At 40.5% G+C, this 21,622-nt stretch carries 26 protein-coding genes; 21 read left to right on the top strand and 5 right to left on the bottom strand.

Annotated features, from left to right (window positions below):
- Nucleotides 1–16: 16 nt before the first annotated feature.
- Nucleotides 17–475 carry a YpbF family protein gene (locus tag AC0VZ9_RS19915; RefSeq protein ID WP_019380370.1) on the top strand — a complete coding sequence of 153 codons (459 nt, stop codon included), beginning with the start codon at nt 17–19 and terminating at the stop codon, nt 473–475.
- Between the two features lie 57 nt (nt 476–532).
- On the opposite strand, the gene AC0VZ9_RS19910 is transcribed toward AC0VZ9_RS19915, so the two are convergent.
- The 3 genes from AC0VZ9_RS19910 to AC0VZ9_RS19900 form a co-directional block, all read right to left on the bottom strand.
- Entirely contained in the window at nt 533–1,102 is a 570-nt protein-coding gene (locus AC0VZ9_RS19910; RefSeq protein ID WP_009332784.1) for a manganese catalase family protein, read from the bottom strand.
- Between the two features lie 76 nt (nt 1,103–1,178).
- On the bottom strand, nt 1,179–1,439 hold the full coding sequence (locus AC0VZ9_RS19905) for a spore coat protein CotJB (RefSeq protein ID WP_009332783.1): 261 nt from the start codon (nt 1,437–1,439) through the stop codon (nt 1,179–1,181).
- 2 nt (nt 1,440–1,441) lie between these two features.
- Nucleotides 1,442–1,666, bottom strand: a complete 225-nt coding sequence (locus tag AC0VZ9_RS19900) for a spore coat associated protein CotJA (protein WP_019380371.1) — start codon at nt 1,664–1,666, stop codon at nt 1,442–1,444.
- 146 nt (nt 1,667–1,812) lie between these two features.
- On the opposite strand from AC0VZ9_RS19900, the gene AC0VZ9_RS19895 reads away from it, so the two are divergent.
- The 7 genes from AC0VZ9_RS19895 to AC0VZ9_RS19865 all read left to right on the top strand — a co-directional run bounded on the left by AC0VZ9_RS19895 (nt 1,813) and on the right by AC0VZ9_RS19865 (nt 8,463).
- On the top strand, nt 1,813–2,445 hold the full coding sequence (locus tag AC0VZ9_RS19895) for a CBS domain-containing protein (RefSeq protein ID WP_019380372.1): 633 nt from the start codon (nt 1,813–1,815) through the stop codon (nt 2,443–2,445).
- 59 nt (nt 2,446–2,504) lie between these two features.
- Complete coding sequence (locus tag AC0VZ9_RS19890) at nt 2,505–2,909, top strand: hypothetical protein (protein ID WP_009332780.1); 405 nt, start codon at nt 2,505–2,507, stop codon at nt 2,907–2,909.
- A 28-nt stretch (nt 2,910–2,937) separates the two neighbouring features.
- Nucleotides 2,938–3,708 (top strand): metallophosphoesterase, encoded by a 771-nt coding sequence (locus tag AC0VZ9_RS19885; RefSeq protein ID WP_009332779.1) that lies wholly within the window; start codon nt 2,938–2,940, stop codon nt 3,706–3,708.
- Nucleotides 3,709–3,779: 71 nt separating this feature from the next.
- Entirely contained in the window at nt 3,780–4,685 is a 906-nt protein-coding gene (locus AC0VZ9_RS19880) for a MerR family transcriptional regulator (RefSeq protein WP_475396655.1), read from the top strand.
- A 123-nt stretch (nt 4,686–4,808) separates the two neighbouring features.
- Nucleotides 4,809–5,390 (top strand): genetic competence negative regulator, encoded by a 582-nt coding sequence (locus AC0VZ9_RS19875; protein WP_009332777.1) that lies wholly within the window; start codon nt 4,809–4,811, stop codon nt 5,388–5,390.
- A 418-nt stretch (nt 5,391–5,808) separates the two neighbouring features.
- Complete coding sequence (locus AC0VZ9_RS19870) at nt 5,809–7,083, top strand: Glu/Leu/Phe/Val family dehydrogenase (RefSeq protein WP_009332776.1); 1,275 nt, start codon at nt 5,809–5,811, stop codon at nt 7,081–7,083.
- 405 nt (nt 7,084–7,488) lie between these two features.
- Nucleotides 7,489–8,463: a YpdA family putative bacillithiol disulfide reductase gene (locus AC0VZ9_RS19865; protein ID WP_009332775.1), complete on the top strand. Its 975-nt coding sequence runs from the start codon at nt 7,489–7,491 to the stop codon at nt 8,461–8,463.
- 31 nt (nt 8,464–8,494) lie between these two features.
- On the opposite strand, the gene AC0VZ9_RS19860 is transcribed toward AC0VZ9_RS19865, so the two are convergent.
- Nucleotides 8,495–9,463 (bottom strand): asparaginase, encoded by a 969-nt coding sequence (locus AC0VZ9_RS19860; RefSeq protein WP_019380375.1) that lies wholly within the window; start codon nt 9,461–9,463, stop codon nt 8,495–8,497.
- Between the two features lie 132 nt (nt 9,464–9,595).
- On the opposite strand from AC0VZ9_RS19860, the gene prsW reads away from it, so the two are divergent.
- From prsW to fni, 9 genes are all read left to right on the top strand, one after another.
- Entirely contained in the window at nt 9,596–10,285 is a 690-nt protein-coding gene (gene prsW, locus AC0VZ9_RS19855) for a glutamic-type intramembrane protease PrsW (RefSeq protein WP_009332773.1), read from the top strand.
- 125 nt (nt 10,286–10,410) lie between these two features.
- A complete protein-coding gene (sleB, locus tag AC0VZ9_RS19850) occupies nt 10,411–11,250 on the top strand; it encodes a spore cortex-lytic enzyme (protein WP_009332772.1) in 840 nt (279 codons plus the stop codon).
- Nucleotides 11,251–11,264: 14 nt separating this feature from the next.
- A complete protein-coding gene (gene ypeB / locus AC0VZ9_RS19845; protein ID WP_009332771.1) occupies nt 11,265–12,614 on the top strand; it encodes a germination protein YpeB in 1,350 nt (449 codons plus the stop codon).
- Nucleotides 12,615–12,761: 147 nt separating this feature from the next.
- Entirely contained in the window at nt 12,762–13,421 is a 660-nt protein-coding gene (locus tag AC0VZ9_RS19840; RefSeq protein WP_009332770.1) for a flagellar brake protein, read from the top strand.
- A 90-nt stretch (nt 13,422–13,511) separates the two neighbouring features.
- Nucleotides 13,512–13,694 carry a YpfB family protein gene (locus AC0VZ9_RS19835; RefSeq protein WP_009332769.1) on the top strand — a complete coding sequence of 61 codons (183 nt, stop codon included), beginning with the start codon at nt 13,512–13,514 and terminating at the stop codon, nt 13,692–13,694.
- Nucleotides 13,695–13,884: 190 nt separating this feature from the next.
- The gene (cmk, locus tag AC0VZ9_RS19830; RefSeq protein WP_026041598.1) at nt 13,885–14,565 is read left to right on the top strand and encodes a (d)CMP kinase; all 681 of its coding nucleotides are present in this window, start codon (nt 13,885–13,887) and stop codon (nt 14,563–14,565) included.
- Entirely contained in the window at nt 14,562–15,143 is a 582-nt protein-coding gene (locus AC0VZ9_RS19825; RefSeq protein ID WP_009332767.1) for a lysophospholipid acyltransferase family protein, read from the top strand. Before cmk ends, AC0VZ9_RS19825 begins: the two co-directional genes overlap by 4 nt.
- A 357-nt stretch (nt 15,144–15,500) precedes the next feature.
- A complete protein-coding gene (gene rpsA, locus AC0VZ9_RS19820; protein ID WP_009332766.1) occupies nt 15,501–16,640 on the top strand; it encodes a 30S ribosomal protein S1 in 1,140 nt (379 codons plus the stop codon).
- Between the two features lie 12 nt (nt 16,641–16,652).
- The gene (fni, locus tag AC0VZ9_RS19815; protein ID WP_009332765.1) at nt 16,653–17,714 is read left to right on the top strand and encodes a type 2 isopentenyl-diphosphate Delta-isomerase; all 1,062 of its coding nucleotides are present in this window, start codon (nt 16,653–16,655) and stop codon (nt 17,712–17,714) included.
- A gap of 380 nt (nt 17,715–18,094) precedes the next feature.
- On the opposite strand, the gene AC0VZ9_RS19810 is transcribed toward fni, so the two are convergent.
- Nucleotides 18,095–18,238, bottom strand: a complete 144-nt coding sequence (locus tag AC0VZ9_RS19810) for a YpzI family protein (protein ID WP_009332764.1) — start codon at nt 18,236–18,238, stop codon at nt 18,095–18,097.
- 147 nt (nt 18,239–18,385) lie between these two features.
- Here AC0VZ9_RS19810 and AC0VZ9_RS19805 point away from each other — a divergent pair, with 147 nt between their 5' ends.
- The 4 genes from AC0VZ9_RS19805 (at nt 18,386) to der (ending at nt 21,615) form a co-directional block, all read left to right on the top strand.
- Complete coding sequence (locus AC0VZ9_RS19805) at nt 18,386–18,994, top strand: YphA family membrane protein (RefSeq protein WP_009332763.1); 609 nt, start codon at nt 18,386–18,388, stop codon at nt 18,992–18,994.
- The gene (locus AC0VZ9_RS19800; RefSeq protein WP_009332762.1) at nt 18,991–19,878 is read left to right on the top strand and encodes a YIEGIA family protein; all 888 of its coding nucleotides are present in this window, start codon (nt 18,991–18,993) and stop codon (nt 19,876–19,878) included. Before AC0VZ9_RS19805 ends, AC0VZ9_RS19800 begins: the two co-directional genes overlap by 4 nt.
- 3 nt (nt 19,879–19,881) lie before the next feature.
- A complete protein-coding gene (locus AC0VZ9_RS19795) occupies nt 19,882–20,067 on the top strand; it encodes a capping complex subunit for YIEGIA (RefSeq protein ID WP_009332761.1) in 186 nt (61 codons plus the stop codon).
- Between the two features lie 237 nt (nt 20,068–20,304).
- Entirely contained in the window at nt 20,305–21,615 is a 1,311-nt protein-coding gene (gene der, locus AC0VZ9_RS19790; RefSeq protein ID WP_009332760.1) for a ribosome biogenesis GTPase Der, read from the top strand.
- The last annotated feature ends 7 nt before the right edge of the window (nt 21,616–21,622 follow it).

Below are 21,622 nucleotides of genomic sequence, written 5' to 3'. Positions count from 1 at the left end.
AAAGGGAGGGAGAGTATTGGAATCGCCAATTAGAATGCTTGACGAACGTACAGATCAGGCTACCAGAAAAATGCTTGAGAAAGTGGTAGAGAGAAAGCAAAAATTTGATCGATTCAAGTCCTGGCATTTACTTGCCATGTGGGCAACTGTTTTTATTTCTTTTTTATTCTTTTTATATATTTATAAAAGTGTTATGCAGCCTTACTCTTACTCGTTTGCTTCCATGTTTTCGGCTTTTGTCAATCAGTCAGCTAATTTCTATTTGCTCGTTTTTTCTGTTGGCCTATATGGGCTTATGAACCTTCTGAGGGAAAAAAGAGAAAAAGCAGAAAAAGAATATCATGCTCTAAGGTGTGAAATAATAGATAAGAGCAAAGACCTTTGGAAAAAAGAAGATGAATGGAAAAACCGCCATACTGTTTTCGAAATGATGAAAAAAAATTATGATATAAATCTTTATCATGAGAATAAATGACAGTGCAGTTAATGGAAAAAGAAGCAGCTTGCCTGCTTCTTTTTTGTTAAGTATCTTTTAAAAGAATTTCTTCTTATCCCGTTCTTCCTTAAGAATTTCCACGGCTTCTCTAAAGCGCTGTGAATGAACAATCTCTCGTTCTCTTAAAAACCGGAGTCCGTCATTTAAATCCGTGTCATCACTCATATTAATGATCCACTGATAGGTTGCTCTGGCTTTCTCTTCTGCTGCGATATCTTCGTATAAATCTGCAATTGGGTCTCCCTTTGCCTGGATATAAGTAGCTGTCCAAGGAACACCTGCAGCATTATGGTAAAACAGTGCGTTATCATGGTCAGCATAATGATCACCGAGACCAGCGGCTTTCATTTGATCAGGCGTAGCGTCCTTCGTTAATTTGTATACCATTGTTGCGATCATTTCCAGGTGGGCAAACTCCTCTGTTCCAATATCTGTAAGTAGCCCGATGACCTTATCAGGTATAGAATAACGCTGGTTCAAATATCTTAGGGCAGCAGCAAGTTCTCCGTCAGCCCCCCCATATTGTTCAATTAGAAACTTTGCCAGTTTGGGGTTGCATGTGCTTACCCTTACCGGATATTGCAGCTTCTTTTCATAAACCCACATTCTTTCTCAGCTCCTTTCAAATATCCAGATATATTCCTATTTAGCGCCTTCATATAAGAAGGCGCCGGGAAAAAATTTATACTTGCCAAGGCCACGGTGCATCATCCCAATTCCAAGGCTGGCCGGAATAGCTGTGTCCAAATTGCATTAATGGACCATACTTGCTCTCAATGGCATTTCTCAGTTTTTTTCGTTCCTTTGCATAGTGATTGAATTGCTTAATGGCTTCAGAATCATTGTTATGAGTGTCAAGGTATAGAGTCAGTTCAACAAGGACAAAATCCACAGCCTGGAGCTGTTCAAGAAGCTGATAGTAATCTGCCGGCAATTGTTTCATGGCTATTGTCCCTCCCTGGCTTTTTCATAGGGACTGTACCATGGATCATAGAAAGCCTTCCAAAGCGTTCCTGCTCTTAAAGCCTCCATTGGCGTAAATTGTTCAAGCCCTGGCGGCTGAAATCCCATATATAGATTTGGAGGAGTGGAATAAGTTTTGACCTTTATAGGAGTGCAAGGGTCAAATGGGCTTACATAAGGGTGCCAGGTTTTACGGAGTGTATTCATCATAATCCCTCCTTTTTATGCGTCATTGAAACTTATGAAAAGTGCAGTGTTTTTATGATTGTTTACTCTAATAAAAAGAAGGGAAAGTTGAGGTGATGGCGAAATTAAATGTTAGGTCTAATTAATATTACTCTGAGGTGATGGCAATGTTTGTGAAAAGTATCATGATCCCCAAACATACCTGTTATACAATCGGACAGGATGCACCATTGAAAGAAGCTCTGGCTCTGCTGGAGGACCATCAGATTGACGGGCTTCCTGTATTGGATGGCGAACAATATGCCGGCATAATTACGAGATATGGAATATATGAGAACTTCTTTTTGTCAGGTAATTCAAAGGAGGGTTTCCTGGAAGGAACACTGGTCAAGGATATTGCCACACATCAGGAGCAATATTTAAAAGGAAATGAGATTTTTGAAAAAACGCTTCTGGATTTAAAGGATTTCCCTTTACTTGCAGTTTTGGGCGATAATCGAAAATTTCTGGGCATTGTTACACGCTTTGATGTTCTCGCTCAATTCCAATCGGCCTTCGGAACCAATAAATCCGGTGTCAGGATTGCGTTTACTTCGGTAGAAGCGGAAGGGCGAATTGCACGTTTAGCCGAAATCGCTCATTATTTCCATGAACACATCATTTCCCTTGTTACCTTTGATGAAACAGACAAGCTGGTCCGCCGCATCGTGATGAAGGTTGAAAAAAATAATAATATGGATAAGTTCATCAGCCGGCTTGAAAAATCCGGTTTCCGTGTTTTGGACATAACTGAGGACTAGAGTAAATATAGTCAACAAAATAAATCCTTCTCATACACTTTGTATGGGAGGGATTTATTTTGTTTTTTATTTTGCTGAAGCTATTTACAGGCTTTATTAGCGGCATATTATTTATTAAATTTTTTCCGGTGTCTATTCCAATGGGCATCTCGGATATGATTGTCATTTTTGTACTGGAGCCGGCGGGCTTCGTCATGGGAATGATTTTTTTCCTTATCGCTTTTATAGCCAACGCAGAGATCATCAGAAGTATTATCGAGTGGACTGCCAGGCTTTTAAAAAATATGAGGTCATTAAAACATATGGATGCTTTATTTGGGCCTGTGCTGAGTTTATTGCTAATTGGAGGCTTTTTTGTTTTGTCAGTCCTTTCGCCATGGGAAGCATTTGCCCTTTTCTGTTTTTCAGTAATTTATGGTATTATTTCTTTAGATTTCAAGAAAATCAATCTTGCCGAAGACTGATCGAAGGCGATTGATGGCAGGAGGATTTATGATATACCTAATAGCTTTGGCCATAATTGGCGGTGCGTGTTTACTAATGTATATGTTTAGTGAGGCATTTGCAGATAGAATTATATATAAAGAGCTTTCTTTTCCTGAGTTTCCGGAAAGCTTCGGTGAAGTAAAGCTTTTTTTTATTTCGGATATTCATAAGAGGACGGTGTCAGAATCGATAATCGGGGAGGTTAAAGAAAAGAAGCCTGATCTGGTCATCATCGGCGGCGATCTCTTGGAAAAAGGAGTCCCTTTTGAAAGAGTAAAGAAGAACCTTTTGGGATTAAAGGAATGCGGGCCCGTCTATTTCGTTTGGGGGAATAATGACTATGAAGCGGATTACCACGAGCTCGATGCTCTGCTTCTCGAATGCGGAGTAAAAATTCTAGATAATACTGCCCTTTCCTTTGAATCAAATGAAGGAGAACGTTTTATTTTGATGGGAACAGATGATCTAAGCAAGGATAGGGATCGGCTCGACCTTGCACTTAAGGATGCAGGCTCAGGGGGGTTTCAGGTGCTGGTCAGCCATGATCCAAGAATCATTAACAGTATAACAAAAGAACAAAATATTCACCTGGTGTTAAGTGGACACACACATGGCGGGCAAATTCGCATTTTCGGGTTTGGTCCTTATGAGAAGGGCCGGATAAAAGTGCTGCCGCAAACAACTATTCTGATCAGCAACGGCTATGGTACGACCGGTGTGCCATTGAGGCTGGGGGCAAAGCCGGAAACTCATTTCATTACAATTAATAAGGGCTGAAAATAAAACACACCCAGATTTTACAGTTCCACCGGCGGTTTTTATAATTAGTAATGAATGGAGGGCTGGGTATGGCAACTGAAGAAGGAAAGTATAATATTAAGGCTGTATCTAAGATGCTCGGCATTCAGCCAGGAACGTTAAGAGCATGGGAGAGACGGTATCAAATTGTTGCTCCAAAGAGAAATGAATCTGGCCATAGGCTTTATACAGAGGAACATATCAAAGTGTTAAAATGGCTGATCAGGAAAGTGGATCAGGGTTTTTCCATAAGTCAGGCTGTTTCCCTTCTGGAAAATAAGGAACTGAATGCCGAGCCGCTTCAGATGGATAAGGAAGGTGATCGGTCTGGTGCCCTCGCCAATGAGCTGCTCGAAGCTCTCCTTCAGTTTAATGAAACAAAAGCACATGATTTAATTAATCAGGCTTTCAGTTTTTATACAATAGATAAAGTTCTTATTGATATATTAGGTTCACTTCTTGTAAAAATCGGGCATCAATGGGAAGAGGGGAAAATAACAAGTGCACATGAGCATTTTGCCTCATCTATATTAAGATCCAGAATTGGGATGATTCTGCATTCTTTTCCGCATAACGGAGTTCTGCCAAAGGTGATAGCAGTCTGCGGACCAGGTGAAGCTCACGAATTAGGGCTATTAATTTTTACTTTATTTTTGCGCAGAAGAGGATTTGAAGTCGTTTACCTTGGGACAAGCATCGCTGAAGAAGATATCGAAACTGTGATTGAGATAGTTAAACCAAAGTTTATATTCTTATCCTGTACGATGAAGTCCAACGTACCAGAAACCCTAAAACTGTCAGAGAGCCTTGCAGAGACTTATGGGAATTTGCATGTAGGCATTGGGGGATTCGGGATTGATACCCTCAGTAATGAAGAAAAAACGAAGTATGGACAGTTAATTCCCGGCAGTTCCACAAATGAATGGGAAGAATGGATTAGAAAACGGCTCCAATAAGATAAGATCTGGCGGTAAATTGCCGGGTCTTTTCTTTTTAGCCATACAAAATAAGACGACTCACAAACTGCGCAATGTTTCATACACTAAATCAAAGAGTTGGTTCAGGTCAGGGGGCTTATTATGCGCTTAGAACGTTTGAATTATAATAAAATCAAAATCTTTCTCACATTAGATGATTTAAATGATAGAGGACTGACTAAGGAAGATGTCTGGAAGGATTCACTTAAATGGCATCAGCTTTTTCATGAGATGCTGGAAGAGGCAAGTGAAGAATTTGGTGTAGATATTCAAGGTTCAGTTGCTGTGGAGATATTCTCCATGCAGTCTCAGGGAATGGTTATGATCGTTACAATGGAGGAGCAGATGGATGATGAAGAGCTCCTTGAGGATGGTTTTATTGAAATGCAAGTAACTGTTGAGGGCAGTGAAGATATATTATTCGAGTTCCAGGATTTTGAAGATGTAATTCAAATGGCTGCAGAGCTGAATCGTGTACAGATTGAGGAAGGAAGCCTTTATTCTTATAAAGAGAAGTATTATTATCATGTTACTGATATAGCGGCAGAAAACGTTCATAGAGTAATTGCCATACTAGCTGAGTACGGTGATTCAGCCTTTACCAGCATACATGTTATTCAGGAATATGGGAAAGTACTTATCGAGTCCCAAGCAGTAAAGGAGCTGGTAAAATACTTTTCATAAGGCTGAAAAGAGGGAAATCCTCTTTCTTTTTTTTGAACATAGGCAATCTTCCCCGCACAGATTATCAGGGAGGATGATTACAGCGAAATACAGTGATTTTGGATTAAATGGTCATGAACTATATAAAAATTGGGTAAAACAAGTATAGTCAATCAAATGCAATAATAGCATAAAAATGGAAAAGTTTTTAACTAAACAGTAAAGAGGGAAATGGATGTTTCCTTTAGGTTAAAACGGGAAAACGGGTACTAGGAGTAAACAGAAAATTCCCTTTAATACCAGGGCTGAGAGCGGTTTCATGAAAATATTAAAAAATGAGGAAAAGTACATTATTCTTCTTGCATAAATTAGGCAAAGGTGTATACTAATCCATGGAAGCGGACAACTAATGAAAGTGATTTTTCTAGGAGGTTTACAAATGGTAGCCGAGAAAGGTACTGATTCAAATAAAGCTGAAAAATTGGACGTCTTAAGGTCGACTCAAACTGTCATACATAAGGCTTTAGGGAAGCTGGGATATTCTGATGAGGTCTATGAGCTTCTAAAAGAGCCAATTCGCATGATGACAGTGAAAATCCCTGTACGGATGGATGACGGAACAGTAAAAGTCTTTACTGGCTACCGGGCCCAGCATAATGATGCTGTTGGTCCTACTAAAGGCGGTATTCGTTTTCACCCGAATGTAACTGAAAAGGAAGTAAAGGCACTGTCAATCTGGATGAGCTTAAAATGCGGAATTGTGGATCTTCCATATGGCGGAGGTAAAGGCGGAATCGTTTGCGACCCTCGCGATATGTCCTTCGGTGAGTTAGAGCGGCTAAGCCGCGGTTATGTACGGGCAATCAGTCAAATTGTGGGACCGACTAAGGATATTCCTGCACCTGATGTATTTACCAATTCGCAGATCATGGCATGGATGATGGATGAATACAGCCGGATTGATGAATTTAACTCTCCAGGCTTCATTACAGGTAAACCACTTGTACTAGGCGGTTCACATGGACGGGAATCAGCAACAGCTAAAGGGGTTACAATTTGCATACGCGAAGCTGCAAAGAAAAAAGGCATTAATCTGGAAGGTGCAAGAGTAGTTGTTCAGGGATTCGGTAATGCTGGAAGTTTCCTCTCAAAGTTTATGCATGATGCTGGTGCAAAGGTTGTTGGCATTTCAGATGCTTATGGCGGTTTATATGATCCAGACGGTCTTGATATCGATTACCTCTTGGATCGCCGTGATAGCTTTGGCACTGTGACAAAGTTGTTTAATGATACAATTACAAATAAAGAGCTGCTTGAACTTGATTGCGATATTCTGGTTCCTGCGGCCATCGAAAATCAGATAACAGAAGAAAATGCACATAATATAAGAGCGAGCATTGTAGTGGAGGCGGCTAACGGCCCAACTACTTTGGAAGCAACACGAATTCTTTCCGAGCGCGGAATTCTGCTTGTGCCTGACGTGCTGGCCTCGGCTGGAGGAGTAACGGTTTCATACTTCGAATGGGTGCAAAATAACCAGGGATATTACTGGACCGAAGAAGAAGTAGAAGAAAAGCTTGAGAAGGTAATGGTTAAGTCATTTGATAATATTTATCAGACGTCCCAAACCCGCCGTGTGGATATGCGCCTGGCTGCTTATATGGTTGGTGTGAGAAAAATGGCGGAAGCTTCAAGATTCCGCGGATGGATTTAATTATAAATCCCATTGGTGAAAGTAAGACATTTGAATAATCATAAAAAATCTCCTATCATAAACTGATGGGAGATTTTTCAGTTGTTTTCAGTAAAGGTTGTTGCTTTTTATCTTCAAACTAAGTTTACCTGTTGAGTTGATCTTCGCTGTGGGCACTTTATCCACGGAATTCATCCGCATTTCCTTCGTGGGGGGTTATTTCTAGGACGCTTATTCAGTATCCTGCAGGAGGTTAGGGAAGTGAGAGACCCCGCAGGCGGAAGCGAGGAGGCTCTCATCTCTCCGCGCGGAAAGCAAGTGCCCCATGCTGATTTGAACGCGCATATTATAGGCTAAAACAATTATTTGTAAGAAAAACAGCAACATGAAACTTTTTTCATGGGTATTGATTAAGGAGTGAGAATCTTGAATATAGACGCTATTATTGTTGGCGGAGGACCATGCGGATTGGCAGCTGCCATAGCCCTTCAGGAAGCTGGGAGAAACCCGCTTGTTATCGAAAAAGGCAATATTGTAAACGCAATTTACCACTATCCAACACACCAAACCTTCTTCAGCACGAGCGAAAAGCTCGAAATCGGCGGGGTACCCTTTATAACAGAAAATTATAAGCCTAAGAGAAACCAGGCACTAACTTATTACCGGGAAGTTGTAAAAAGAAAAGGGATCAAGGTAAATGCCTTTGAAAAAGTTCTCAAAGTAATTAAAAATCCATCTGATGTATTTGAAGTACAAACAGATAAGGGCATTTATACCGCCAATTACGTAGTAATTGCTACAGGCTATTACGACCATCCAAATTACATGGGAGTTCCAGGGGAGGATCTGCCAAAGGTGTTTCACTATTTCAAAGAAGCCCATCCTTATTTTGATAAAGACGTAACGGTAATTGGCGGGAAAAACTCAAGCGTCGATGCTGCGATCGAACTGGTTAAAGCAGGAGCCAGAGTTACGGTGATCTATCGCGGAACAGAATATTCACCCAGCATAAAGCCATGGATTCTCCCTGAGTTTGAGTCCTTAGTCAGAAACGGCGTCATCAAAATGGAATTTAATGCACATGTGAAAGAAATCAGTGAAAATAAGCTGACCTACATGGCAGGTGGCCAGCATTTTGACATTGAGAACGACTTTGTATTTGCCATGACCGGCTACCATCCTGACCATGAATTTTTAAGGGGTATGGGAATTCAAATAAATGAAGAAACGGGCCGCCCTCAATTTAATCCTGAAACGATGGAAACGAATGTCCCTGGAATATTTATTGCGGGTGTAATAGCTGCCGGGAATAATGCCAACGAAATTTTTATTGAAAATGGCAGATTCCATGGCGGACAAATAGCAAAAGCTATAATTGAAAAAGGCAATAACAAAGGCTGATCACAAGTGATTAGCCTTTGTTATTGCCAATTTATATTTGGAAAATCTCTTCGATATTTTGCTGGGTTTCCAGTCCGATAAGCAGTTTAATTCTTGCTTTTTGCCCGTTTAGTCCATTTGAGAAAATAACACCCATGTCCTTTAGATGCTTTCCGCCTCCGTCATAGCCATACACATCTTGTGCAATTCCATTGAAACATCGGGAAACCAATACAATCGGAATGTTCTTTTCTGTAAGAGCCTTAATGCCTTCAATTGTGGCTGGAGGCAAATTGCCTTGTCCAAGTGCTTCAATCACAACTCCGTCAAAATCTAAATCACCTATCGCATAAAGCAAAGAAGAATCCATTCCGGCAAATGCTTTAATAAGTGTGACTTTTTTAACAATAGCATTTAAAGGATAATATTCTCTATTTGTGGGCGTGTTGTGGAATAATACACCTCTCTTTGTGACTATTCCGATTGGTCCATACTGCGGGCTTTGGAAAGTAGATACATTGCTTGTGTGTGTCTTTGTCACATTTTCCGCAGTATGAATTTCATCATTTAGAACAACCAGAACCCCTTTGTTTTTTGCTTCTTCACATGAAGCCACGCGAATGGAGGAAATTAGGTTGTAAAGTCCGTCAGAGCCGATTTCATTACTTGATCTCATTGCACCAGTAACAACGATGGGAAGAGATGTTTTAACAGTCAGATCCAAGAAATAGGCTGTCTCTTCTAATGTATCTGTTCCATGGGTAATGACTACGCCGCTAATTTTTTCTTTTGCCAGGTTTTTTTCAATGATTTCCTTCAATTTAAGCATTTCTCTAGGTGTTATATGCGGTGAAGGGAGATGAAAAGGCTCTTCAACCAGTAATTCTGCAAGGGAAAGCAGTTCCTTTGTTTTTTCAGTTAATGGATTATTATCTGTTGGCTTTACAGCACCAGTTGCTGCATCCTCACTCATTGAAATGGTGCCTCCAGTGTGTATAACAAGTATCTTTTTTTTCTCCATGTTAATCCCCCAATTCTAGCTTTGACTCAAAATATGATGTGAAATATTTTGTTTTCCAATATTTGAATAATCATTTTAATTCTTTCTATATCATGATACGATTAAGAAAACAGATTGAAAAGAGGGCAGCTCATGCTGGGAATATTATCCGCTGGCATCGCGCCGGGGTTGGCATTATTAAGCTATTTTTATTTAAAAGATCAATATGAGTCTGAACCCATATCAATGGTTTTTAAAACTTTTTTGTTTGGTGCTTTGCTCGTATTCCCTATCATGTTCATCCAGTATGTTTTAGAGACTGAAGGGGTGCTGCAGTCTAGTTTGATGGATGCATTTCTGTCATCAAGTCTGCTGGAAGAATTCTTTAAATGGTTTATATTATTTTATACTATTTATCAGCATATAACATTTGATGAACCATATGATGGAATTGTGTATGGTGCTTCTGTATCACTTGGCTTTGCCACTGCAGAAAATATCTTCTATCTCGTCGCACTCGGTGTGGAACACGCTCTTGGAAGGGCCTTGCTTCCGGTTTCCAGTCATGCTCTCTTTGGTGTTATCATGGGCTATTATATAGGAAAAGGAAAATTCTCGGCAACCTCGACAAAAAAATGGATAGCCTTTTCGCTCTTTATACCTTTTCTCCTTCACGGTATTTACGACTATATCCTGATCTCCTTAAAACATTGGATTTTTATCATGTTCCCATTTATGATCTTCCTTTGGTGGCTGGGCTTAAGAAAAGTCAAAAAAGCAAGGGCACATAGTCTAAACCACATGAATAATCAATTTGATTTACAGAAAACTCTCCATTCTTGATGGAGGGTTTTTTATTTTGCCGAAAATAAACCAAAAGTAAAAAGACTCAAGTTATTGAATAAAAAGCCAAGGACTACAAAAAATAGGGTCAATGAAAAAAGATTGACTTTTGGAGGTTAAAATCCATGAAAAAGAATTTTTTGGCAGGAAAGGTTTTACTCATAATCTCCCTTTGTATTCTAGGAATTCCTTTTAGCGGGAATATGGACAAAGCTAATGCCTTTTCGAACCAGGTTATCCAGCACGGAGCAGTGGGAAATGATGTAATCGAGCTTCAGTCCCGCCTGCAGTATTTAGGATTCTACAATGGGAAAATCGATGGAGTTTTTGGGTGGGGAACCTATTGGGCACTCAGGAATTTTCAATATGAATTCGGCCTTCCGATAGATGGGCTTGCTGGCCAGGAAACAAAAAATAAGCTCGTAAAAGCATCCAAGTATAATGAACAGTATGTGAAAGAACAAATTAATAAGGGCAATAAATTTACCCATTACGGCGGGGTGGACACTGAAAAGCAGACTAAGCCTCAGCAAGGTGGATCTTCCGGGGGAACGGCACAGCAGCAGGAAGCTCCTAAACAGCCGACTGCTGCAAATGTGCCTAACGGATTCTCAGATAATGATATCCAGTTAATGGCCAATGCAGTTTATGGAGAATCAAGAGGAGAGCCGTATACAGGCCAGGTGGCAGTTGCCGCAGTTATCTTAAACCGTGTAGAAAGTGCATCATTTCCGAACACTGTATCTGGCGTTATTTTTGAGCCGCGTGCTTTTACCGCCGTGGCCGATGGACAGATATGGTTAACGCCGAATGAAACTGCAAAAAAGGCCGTCCTTGATGCCATTAATGGATGGGATCCAACAGGCGAGGCACTGTATTACTTTAACCCGGATACAGCAACAAGCGGATGGATTTGGACACGGCCGCAAATCAAGCAGATTGGAAAACATATATTCTGTAAATAGAGGGGTGAATGATCATGCTTAGAGGAATTCTCATAGGCGTACTTGCACTGGGTGTTGCCGGTACAGCGTTTTGGGGTTATCAGGAACACCGGGAGAAAAATGCAATCCTAATTAATGCCGAAAATAATTATCAAAGGGCATTTCATGATTTAACTTACCAAATTGACCTATTGCATGACAAAATCGGAACAACCTTAGCAATGAATTCGAGAGCTTCACTATCACCTGAATTGGCAGAAGTGTGGAGATTGACTTCAGAAGCCCACTCAGATGTTGGCCAGCTGCCTCTCTCACTTCTTCCTTTCAATAAAACAGAAGAGTTTCTATCCAATATTGGAGATTTCAGTTATCGGACAGCAGTAAGGGATTTGGAGAAGGAACCTTTATCGGATAAAGAATATCAAGCGCTAAAGCAGCTCTATAAACAGTCGGCTGATGTTCAGCAGGATTTGCGCAAAGTTCAGCATATGGTGCTTGAAAAGAACTTACGGTGGATGGATGTAGAAATGGCGCTCGCTTCCAATGGGGAAGCTGCAGATAATACAATCATAGATGGATTTAAGACAGTGGAAAAAACGGTTGAAGGCTATGGAGAGACAGACTTTGGACCGGCATTTGTAAATATGCAGAGGAAGGATGAAAATTACAAATATCTTAAAGGTAAAGAAATAACAGAAGAAGAAGCTGCACGAATAGGTCAGCAATATGCAAAGTTGGGGAAAAATGTAAATATAAGAGTGACTGAAAACGGCAAAGGATCTGATTACGGGTTCTATAGTGTCAGTATTCAAAATAAGAAAACAAAAGAAGAAGCAAACATGGATATCACTAAGAAAGGCGGGTATCCTATCTGGTTCATACTGGATCGGGAAGTGGCGAAACAAAAAGTAAGCCTTAATGAAGCAAGCAATAATGCGATTAAATTTCTGAAAGAAAATGGCTTCAAGGACCTTGATTTATTCGAGAGTGCTCAGTATGACAATTTAGGCGTATTTACCTTCGTATCCAATCAGGATGGCGTAAGAATTTATCCGGACTCCATTCGTGTGAAAGTTGCGCTTGATAATGGCAGTATGGCAGCCTTTTCTGCTGAGGATTATTTAAAAGCTCATCACCAGAGAGAAATTCCTGAGCCTGCAATTACTGCAGAAGAGGCGAGAGCCAAGGTGAATCCACAGCTTAAAGTCATGGAAGACAGACGGGCAATCATCATTAATGATTTAAAACAGGAAGTTTCCTGTTATGAAATTCTAGGCACATTGGGTGAAGATACCTACAGAATCTATATAAACGCAGAAACAGGACAAGAAGAAAAAGTAGAAAAGCTAAAAAATGCTGAGCCAGTATTTGAAGATGTACTGTAGAGAAAGCCGTATAGGCTTTCTTTTTTTGCTTTAGGAAGCACTTGGGTCTTTTTGCCTAAGTTTTTTAAAAATGCTATTGCGGGAATCTTTTATACCGGTCATAATTAAATGACAAGTTTATCCTTTTAATAAGGGAAGTGTGTCAGTGTGATAAATATTGGAGAGACAGTGCTGCTCGAATTAACATACTCGGAAAAATCCGAGAAATATAAATGCAAGCTTGTTGAAAGAGAAGGAAATAATCTATATATTGATTATCCGATAGTACAGGAAACAAATAAAACTGCTTTCCTGCTCGATGGGACTCAGCTGAAGGCAACCTTTTTGGCTGAAGATGGGACGGTATATCTTTTCGAAAGCGAGGTTATGGGAAGAGTTAAGTTGAAGATCCCGATGATTGTTTTATCATATCCGGGGGACGAACATTTGGTAAAAATTCAGCGGCGTCAGTTTGTCCGGGTTGAAACACCCGTTGATGTTGCTATCCACCCGGAAAGTAATGAGTTTAGTCCTTTTGTATCCGTTACGGATGATATTAGTGCTGGCGGGGCTGCAATCATCGCACAAACAGGCAGCTCTTTAATAGCGAATATGCAAATACTCACTTATTTCGTATTAACTATGCAAAACGGCGACAATTATTATTTACGGCTTAAAAGTAAGGTAATCAGAGTTTCTGAACCTCAAAATGGAAAATCGCTTATTTCTGTTCAGTTTTTGGAGGTAAGCCCCCAGGATAGACAATTGCTCCTGCGATTTTGTTTCGATAGGCAACTGGCAATGAAGAAAAAAGGCCTGGAAATATAAATAAAGGAATATTTTTTATATTCATCTCTCATAATAGATGGTGAAGTCTATTGGCTTATTCTTATTTTACCAGTTGGAGAGATGGCATTAATGAAAACGGTGGAGAGGATTATTCTAAAGTTAATTATTGTGCAATTTGTTTTCTTGCTGTTCACTCAATTTTTCTTTCATCATATGGATGCTTTTCCGGAATTAAAGCAGCTGACTCAGTATGAGGGTGTTACAGATCAGAATTTCACTGAGCTGCTTGAAACGTTCAGGGAAAATTATTAGCAGGCAGGCGCCTGCTTATTTTTTGTCCCGGCAGTCGGGAAAATCGATCATTTATAAGCCTTTCAGGGGCTATTTTTTAATATTTGCAAGACTTAAAAAACAGCTTAATTATGCACTGATGCAGACTTATTATGTTAAAATAAAGCTGAATGAACCTGGGAAAGAAGCGGCCAGGGGTACAGGAGGAACTATGAGCAAACGTATATCAATTGCAATTGACGGCCCAGCTGCTGCAGGGAAAAGTACAGTAGCAAAGATTGTGGCAGAAAAATTATCTTACATATATATTGATACTGGTGCCATGTATCGCGCCTTGACTTATAAAGCTATTCAGAAGAATGCAAGTCTTGAAGATGAAGCTTCTCTTATGGAGATTCTAAACAATACAGTTATTGAACTGCAGCCAGGCGAAAAAGGGCAATTAATTTATCTGGACGGGCTGGATGTGACAAATGAAATCAGGACTTCTGAAGTGACAAATTCTGTTTCTATAGTCTCCATGCATAAGCTAGTTAGAGAAGAAATGGTATTGCGCCAGCAAAGCTTTGCTTTAAATGGAGGAGTTGTAATGGATGGCCGGGATATCGGAACTCATGTCCTGCCCCATGCAGAAGTAAAGATTTTTCTTTTAGCCTCTGTCGATGAAAGAGCTGTAAGGCGACATAACGAAAATATCCAGAAGGGATATCCATCTGATCTTGAAAAACTAAAGGAAGAAATTTCCTTAAGGGACAAGTTGGACTCTGAGCGCGAAGTAGCTCCCTTAAAGAAAGCAGATGATGCAAAGGAGATTGATACAACTTCTTTGTCAATTGGACAGGTAGTCGATAAGATAATGGATCTGGCTATTGAAAGGATTGGTTCAAAGTGAATCTCTATTCTTTTGCCAAAGCAGCAGTCTATGGAGTTCTAAAACCCATATACAGATTTGAAGTAATTGGGAAGGAGAACTTTCCTGCTGAAGGGGGCGTCCTTTTATGCTCCAATCATATAGATAATCTCGATCCTCCGGTAGTCGGCATTAATGCTCCAAGGCCAGTTTATTTTATGGCCAAAGAAGAGCTTTTTAATGTACCGGTTCTGGGGAAAATTCTTCCCGATCTAAACGCATTTCCTGTCAAGAGAGGAATGAGTGACAGAGAGGCATTAAGAAAAGGGCTTGGAATATTAAAAGAAGGAAAGGTTTTAGGGCTGTTTCCAGAGGGTACTAGAAGTAAAACGGGGCAGCTGGGGAAAGGACTGGCAGGTGCAGGTTTTTTTGCTCTCAGGTCAGAAGCGAATGTCGTTCCCTGCGCCATTATTGGCCCCTATAAAGCTTTTTCAAGATTAAAAGTTGTATATGGTAAACCAATTGATATGAAAGAGCTAAGGGAAAGAAAGGCCTCGGCAGAGGAAACCACTGAATTGATTATGTCAGAAATACGTAAATTAATTGAAGATTATTCATAGACCTTCTTGCTTGACAAAAAACTTCTTTTGTAAGAAGTTAGTAAAAAGGCATTTTTTAAAAAGGCGAAAATATTCGAAAAATAAGGCTGTCCTTTACTTTGAACTTCAAGAATTGTCTAGCGCAAGCACCCTGACCCTTCGAGGTCACAAGTCTTGTTCTTGTCGGGGATGGGCAAGGCGTTTACGCTTTTCTTATGAGGGCAGAAAGAGACATTCAACAACAGTTGAAAAATAGCCTGCAAAATAAATAGCCATTCGAGTATTTCTGCTGCTGACACAGGGTTCTTGCCTGGATGGCAGGCAGTTGAATACAGATTAAAAATTTGAAAGCAGCCATTGGATTAAGGAGGAATACATATGTCAGAGGAAATGAATCAAGTAGAAGTTAAAAATTTTGAGGTGGGTGACAAGGTAAAAGGCCAAGTTACCAAAGTAGAAGAAAAGCAAGTCATTGTTGATCTTGCTGACAGCAAATTGGATGGGATTATCCCAATCAGCGAGCTTTCAAGCCTTCATATTGAAAAAGCAAGCGATGCGGTTTCAGAAGGAGATGAGCTCGAGCTTGAAGTTTTAAAAGTGGAGGAAGAAGCCCTTATTCTTTCTAAACGAAAAGTGGATGCCGGGAAATCCTGGGAAACCCTTGAAAAGAAATTCAATGATGGTGAAGTTTTTGAAGCAGAAATAAAAGATGTTGTTAAAGGCGGCTTAGTAGTAGACTTGGGTGTGCGCGGATTTGTTCCTGCTTCCCTGGTTGAAGCTCACTTTGTTGAGGACTTTACTGATTATAAAGGCAAAACGATGACATTTAAAATTGTAGAGCTTGATAAAGATAAAAATCGCCTGATTCTTTCTCACCGCGCTGTAATAGAGGAAGAAAAAGGAAAACAGAAACACCAAGTGCTTGAATCCCTTCAGGCAGGTCAGGTTTTAGATGGAACAGTTCAAAGAATTACTGACTTTGGAGCATTTGTTGATATTGGCGGGATCGATGGTCTTGTTCATATTTCCCAGCTTTCTTATGAGCATGTAGAGAAGCCTTCAGATGTTGTGGAAGAAGGCCAAAAAGTGAAAGTGAAAGTATTAAGTGTAGACCGGGATAATGAACGCATTTCACTTTCCATTAAGGAGACTTTGCCAGGGCCATGGGATAATATCAGTGAAAAGGCTCCTAAAGGAAGCACTCTTGAAGGAACAGTAAAAAGACTGGTGTCATATGGAGCATTTGTTGAAGTTTTCCCAGGAGTGGAAGGCCTTGTCCATATTTCTCAAATTGCGCATAAGCATATTGGAACTCCTCACGAAGTATTGAGCGAAGGACAGGAAATAAAAGTAAAGGTTCTTGATGTGAACGAACAGGACCAGCGCCTGTCATTGAGCATCAAAGATCTTCTTGAAAAAGAACAGGAAGAAGTGACTGACTATGAACTTCCTGAAGAAAATAAAGGCTTCTCTCTTGGTGATATGATAGGCGACCAGCTAAAGAATTTAAAAAAGTAATGGTGATAAATTTTGTCTAGATCAAAACGTAAATGGGATCATATCCAGCATGCTTTGGCAACGGGCCAAAACAGCAATACCGGTTTAGAGGATATTGCATTTATTCATCAAAGTCTTCCTGATGCGTTTCTTGATCAGGCTGATTTAGGCACTTCAATTGGCGAACTTTCATTAAGTTCGCCAATTTTTATAAATGCCATGACAGGAGGCGGAGGAGAAAGAACGGTTCAAATTAACCGGGATCTCGCCCTGGCTGCCAGATCAACAGGCCTTGCTATGGCAGTAGGGTCTCAAATGTCTGCACTGAAGGATCCAAGTGAAGCAGAATCCTACAGGGTTGTCAGGAGAGAAAACCCCTATGGAATTATTATTGGCAACTTAGGCAGCGAAGCTACAATCGATCAGGCAAAAGCAGCGGTTGATATGATAGAAGCAGATGCTTTGCAAATTCACTTAAATGTAGTCCAGGAATTGACCATGCCTGAAGGTGACCGTGATTTTCGGGGGGCCCTAAAAAGAATTGAACATATCGTCTCCCATTCAGAAGTTCCAGTAGTTGTAAAAGAAGTGGGGTTTGGCATGAATAAAGAAACAGTATCAATGCTTGCATCAGCCGGTGTTACAGCAATCGATATCGGCGGATTTGGCGGAACGAATTTCTCCCGCATAGAAAATGCAAGAAGAGAAAGACTGTTAACGTTTTTTAATGAGTGGGGAATTCCGACAGCAGTTTCCATTGCAGAAGCTGTATCTTTGGAAAAAGATATTGCTGTCATAGCTTCTGGGGGGATCCAGTCAAGCCATGAAATAGCTAAGGCAATTGCTCTTGGTGCAGGAGCTGCAGGGATGGCGGGATACTTTTTGAAAGTGCTCATGAAAGAAGGACTTGAAGCACTCATTGAAGAGATTAACAATATGCATACCGAATTGAAAGTGCTCATGACGGCCTTGGGGGCAGCAAACATCGCCCAGCTTCAGCAGTCTCCAATTATCATAACTGGAGGGACCCATCATTGGCTGAATGAACGTGGCATTGATACAAAGGCATATTCCCAGCGGATCATCCCAAAGTAAAGCTCTCGTCAAATGACGAGAGCTATTTTTTGCTTTCAGAGGCGTGTATATTAGATTTTTGAACATCGATAACTGTCTGGGTCCACAAGGAACGCTTCGACAGCATGACCATAGCACGATTAAAAGCATTAGCTTTTATGAGGAGCGCCTCCACCCTCGAGGTCACAAGTTTGTCCGGTTTCGGCTCCGGACGAAAGCTAACCATTCCATTCCAGAAGGAAAGAACACCTTCCTGCAGGGCTAATCTTGTGCTTGGTGCCCCCAAGGAAAGGAGGGCTTTGTCAGCATAATCATCGCACGATCAAATGCGCCAGCTTTTGAGAGAATGTGGCGTTTTTAGTCTGTGTTCCTTTGTGAGCAAAGTGCTTGCACTTTTCTTTTTAACTGTATTTTGAATCATTCAAAGATCTGGCTTCTTCGGGGCTCTGCATCTTGGCAGCTCCAGCATAATGAAGTGCCTGGTCGCGATCGGATTCCACTTTTCCGCTATTTTTAAGTTTTTTTTCCTGTCTGTCTTTACCCATATTAAACACCTCCATGTTATTAAGATGAAATGAGTGCAAAAGAATTATGCAAAAAGATAGCTTTGATTCCAAAGGAATTATCCTTTTGAACTTGCAGGGTTATTTTACATATGAAAAAGCCATAATGGAAATGATAGGAGGTAGAGGATGGAAGGATTAATTTTCTATTGGATTTCCTGGATGGTTTGGATTATGGCGACTTTTTTTATGGATCGAAATAATAAATACAGGTTTCTATTATCTGCCTGGATTTTATTCTTCATTATGCTGTCACCCTGGACACTTAAAATCTTCAATGTTGAAACTGGTATTGGTGGCCTTTTTCTGCTTGTATCTTTATATATTTTTGCTGGGAGATTAAAAAAACTGAGTAAACTTTATTTCCTTTTTTGTGCTTTCATCCTGATGATGGCATATGTCACATTTCATCTGTTTGAACTGTTTGATCCGGTTTGGGTAATATTCTCACGAAATTGGATGCTGTCAGTCCTTCTTGTTTATTTGGCAGTTCTCCTGCAAAAAAACAGAATGCTCAGACTGCCGTTAATATTGCTCGGGAGCATCCAGGGAGAAGTTCTTTATGCGCTCATACTTAATCAATTTTCCTTTCCGTACACTATTGGATCATTGGCCTTTCTGGATATCATGGCAATCTCTGTTTCCATATCGGCCGTATGGATTGCAGTGCAATGGGCCGTCAAATATATTGAAGCCAACTTTAAACATTTCGAAAGGGAGAAACAAAAATTATCATGAGCGAATATACGTACCCGATACTTTTTGGTCTGGCAGCCGGAACTTTGACCCGTATTTATATGCTGAGGACGGATTACCGGCAATACCCTACATACTTACATGGAAAAATTATACACGTTGCATTGGGATTCATTGCTGCTGGCCTGGGAACGGTGGCCATCCCTTCAATTATGGAGGAAGAATTCACAGCCATTACCTTCCTGACCCTTGCTGCATCCCAGTTTAGGGAAGTCAGAAACATGGAGAGAAACACGCTTACTGAACTGGACAGCTACGAAATGGTTCCCAGAGGCAAAACGTATATAGAAGGCGTGGCGATCGCCTTCGAAAGCAGAAATTATCTTGTGATTTTTACATCTTTATTAAGTACGCTTGGCTATCTGCTATTTAATATATGGGGAGGGCTTGCGGCAGCCATTCTGGCCGTACTTATTTCAAAGAAATTAATGTCAGGGGGAAGGCTGAAGGAAATCGTTGAAGTTGAGTTTGTAGAGCCGCGATTTGATGGAGCGGGCTTGTATGTTGACAATATTTATATCATGAATATAGGTTTGCCTGAAAGACAAGAGGAAGTGCTGCGATATGGGATGGGATTTATTTTAAAACCTAAAAATTTCAATGCCCGCTCCACTATTGCGAATCTTGGGCAGAGACAGGCTATATTGCATGATGTTTCTACTGCTTTGGGTGTTTACCGGGATTCCGGAACTCCTGCGCTTGTTCCGCTTGCGAAAAGGGACCTTGATGATGGGCGTGTGGGGGTTTTTGTATTGCCGCAGGAAAAGAATATCAATAAAGCCATAAAAATCATCGAAGCGGTTCCGACACTCGAAAACGCGATTAGGATGCCTACTGAACGGCAAACTAATGGGAAAGGAAGTTAGCGTATGGTGCTTGAAAAATTCATACTGGCTGCAATTACAACAAATCCAGCCAAGATACCCTCAGGAACCGCCGTATTTCATTGTGAAGATAAAAAAGAAATGGAAATCATCGCAGCCAATCTCGAAGCTATTCTTGACGGTATTGCCCATGCTTTAACAGATGAACTATATGTAATTGTTAAGCATTAATCCAGCTTCCAAGTTTTTCATTGCTAGGAAGGTTTCTCTTTGTTAAAATATCTAAGTTAGACCCTTCTATCTTTGAGAAGGGTTTATTTTATAAATGTACAGCTGTTTGGATGGTTTTAACATCAATGTAGTGTTATTGTGGACAGCCATCTGTATGCTTACTCAAGGTAAAGGCATTTCTGGAACATAGATGGGATGTTTAAACAATTTAAATAAAGAATTGAAAGGGTGATGTTCATGGCAAAACCAGTGGTGGCTATTGTCGGGCGTCCTAACGTTGGGAAATCAACGATATTTAACAGAATTGTAGGAGAACGGATATCCATTGTCGAAGATATTCCGGGAGTGACAAGGGACAGGATTTATAGTTCGGCAGAATGGCTGACTCATGATTTTAATATTATTGACACAGGCGGAATTGATATTGGAGACGAGCCATTTTTAGAGCAAATTCGGCTTCAGGCAGAAATTGCGATTGATGAAGCGGATGTCATCATTTTTCTTGTAAACGGGCGAGAGGGTGTTACCTCTGCAGACGAGGAAGTTGCCAAAATTTTATATAAAGCCAAAAAGCCTGTAGTTCTTGGGGTAAATAAGATCGATAACCCTGAGATGCGGGATTTAGTCTATGACTTTTATGCACTTGGCTTTGGTGAACCATTTCCTATTTCAGGTTCTCATGGGCTTGGTCTTGGAGACTTGCTTGATGAAGCAGCCAAGCATTTCCCGAAACATGGCCAAACTGAATATGGAGAAGATGTCATTAAGTTTTCTTTAATTGGGCGCCCGAATGTCGGGAAATCCTCCCTTGTAAACGCAATGCTTGGTGAAGAACGGGTCATTGTCAGCAATATCGCAGGCACCACAAGAGATGCTATCGACTCGAAGGTGAAGGTTGACGGACAGGAATATGTCATCATCGATACTGCAGGAATGCGAAAAAAAGGGAAAGTCTATGAAACAACAGAAAAATACAGTGTACTGAGAGCTTTGCGGGCAATCGAACGTTCCGATGTTGTCCTAGTGGTCATCGATGGGGAAGAAGGAATCATCGAGCAGGACAAGCGCATTGCCGGTTATGCTCATGAAGCAGGCAGAGCTGTTGTTATTGTAGTCAATAAGTGGGATGCAGTTGAAAAAGATGAGAGAACAATGAAGGCATTTGAACAAAATATCCGTGAGCATTTTCAATTCCTTGATTATGCACCAATTGTTTTCCTTTCAGCTAAAACGAAAAAGCGTATTCATACTCTTATCCCGATGATTAATACAGCCAGTGAAAACCATGCTTTGCGTGTTGAAACAAGCGTCCTCAATGATGTCGTTATGGATGCTGTTGCGATGAATCCAACACCTACAGATAAAGGAAGACGCCTAAGAATTTATTATACAACACAGGTTGCTGTGAAGCCGCCGACATTTGTTGTGTTTGTTAATGATCCTGAACTTCTTCATTTTTCATATGAACGTTTCCTTGAAAACAGAATTAGAGACGCTTTTGGTTTTGAAGGCACACCTATTAAGATATTTGCAAGGGAAAGAAAATAATGCGATG

The sequence above is a fragment of the Cytobacillus sp. QJM3NY_8 genome, assembly GCF_056173585.1.
This window is presented reverse-complemented; position numbering and strand designations above follow the sequence as displayed.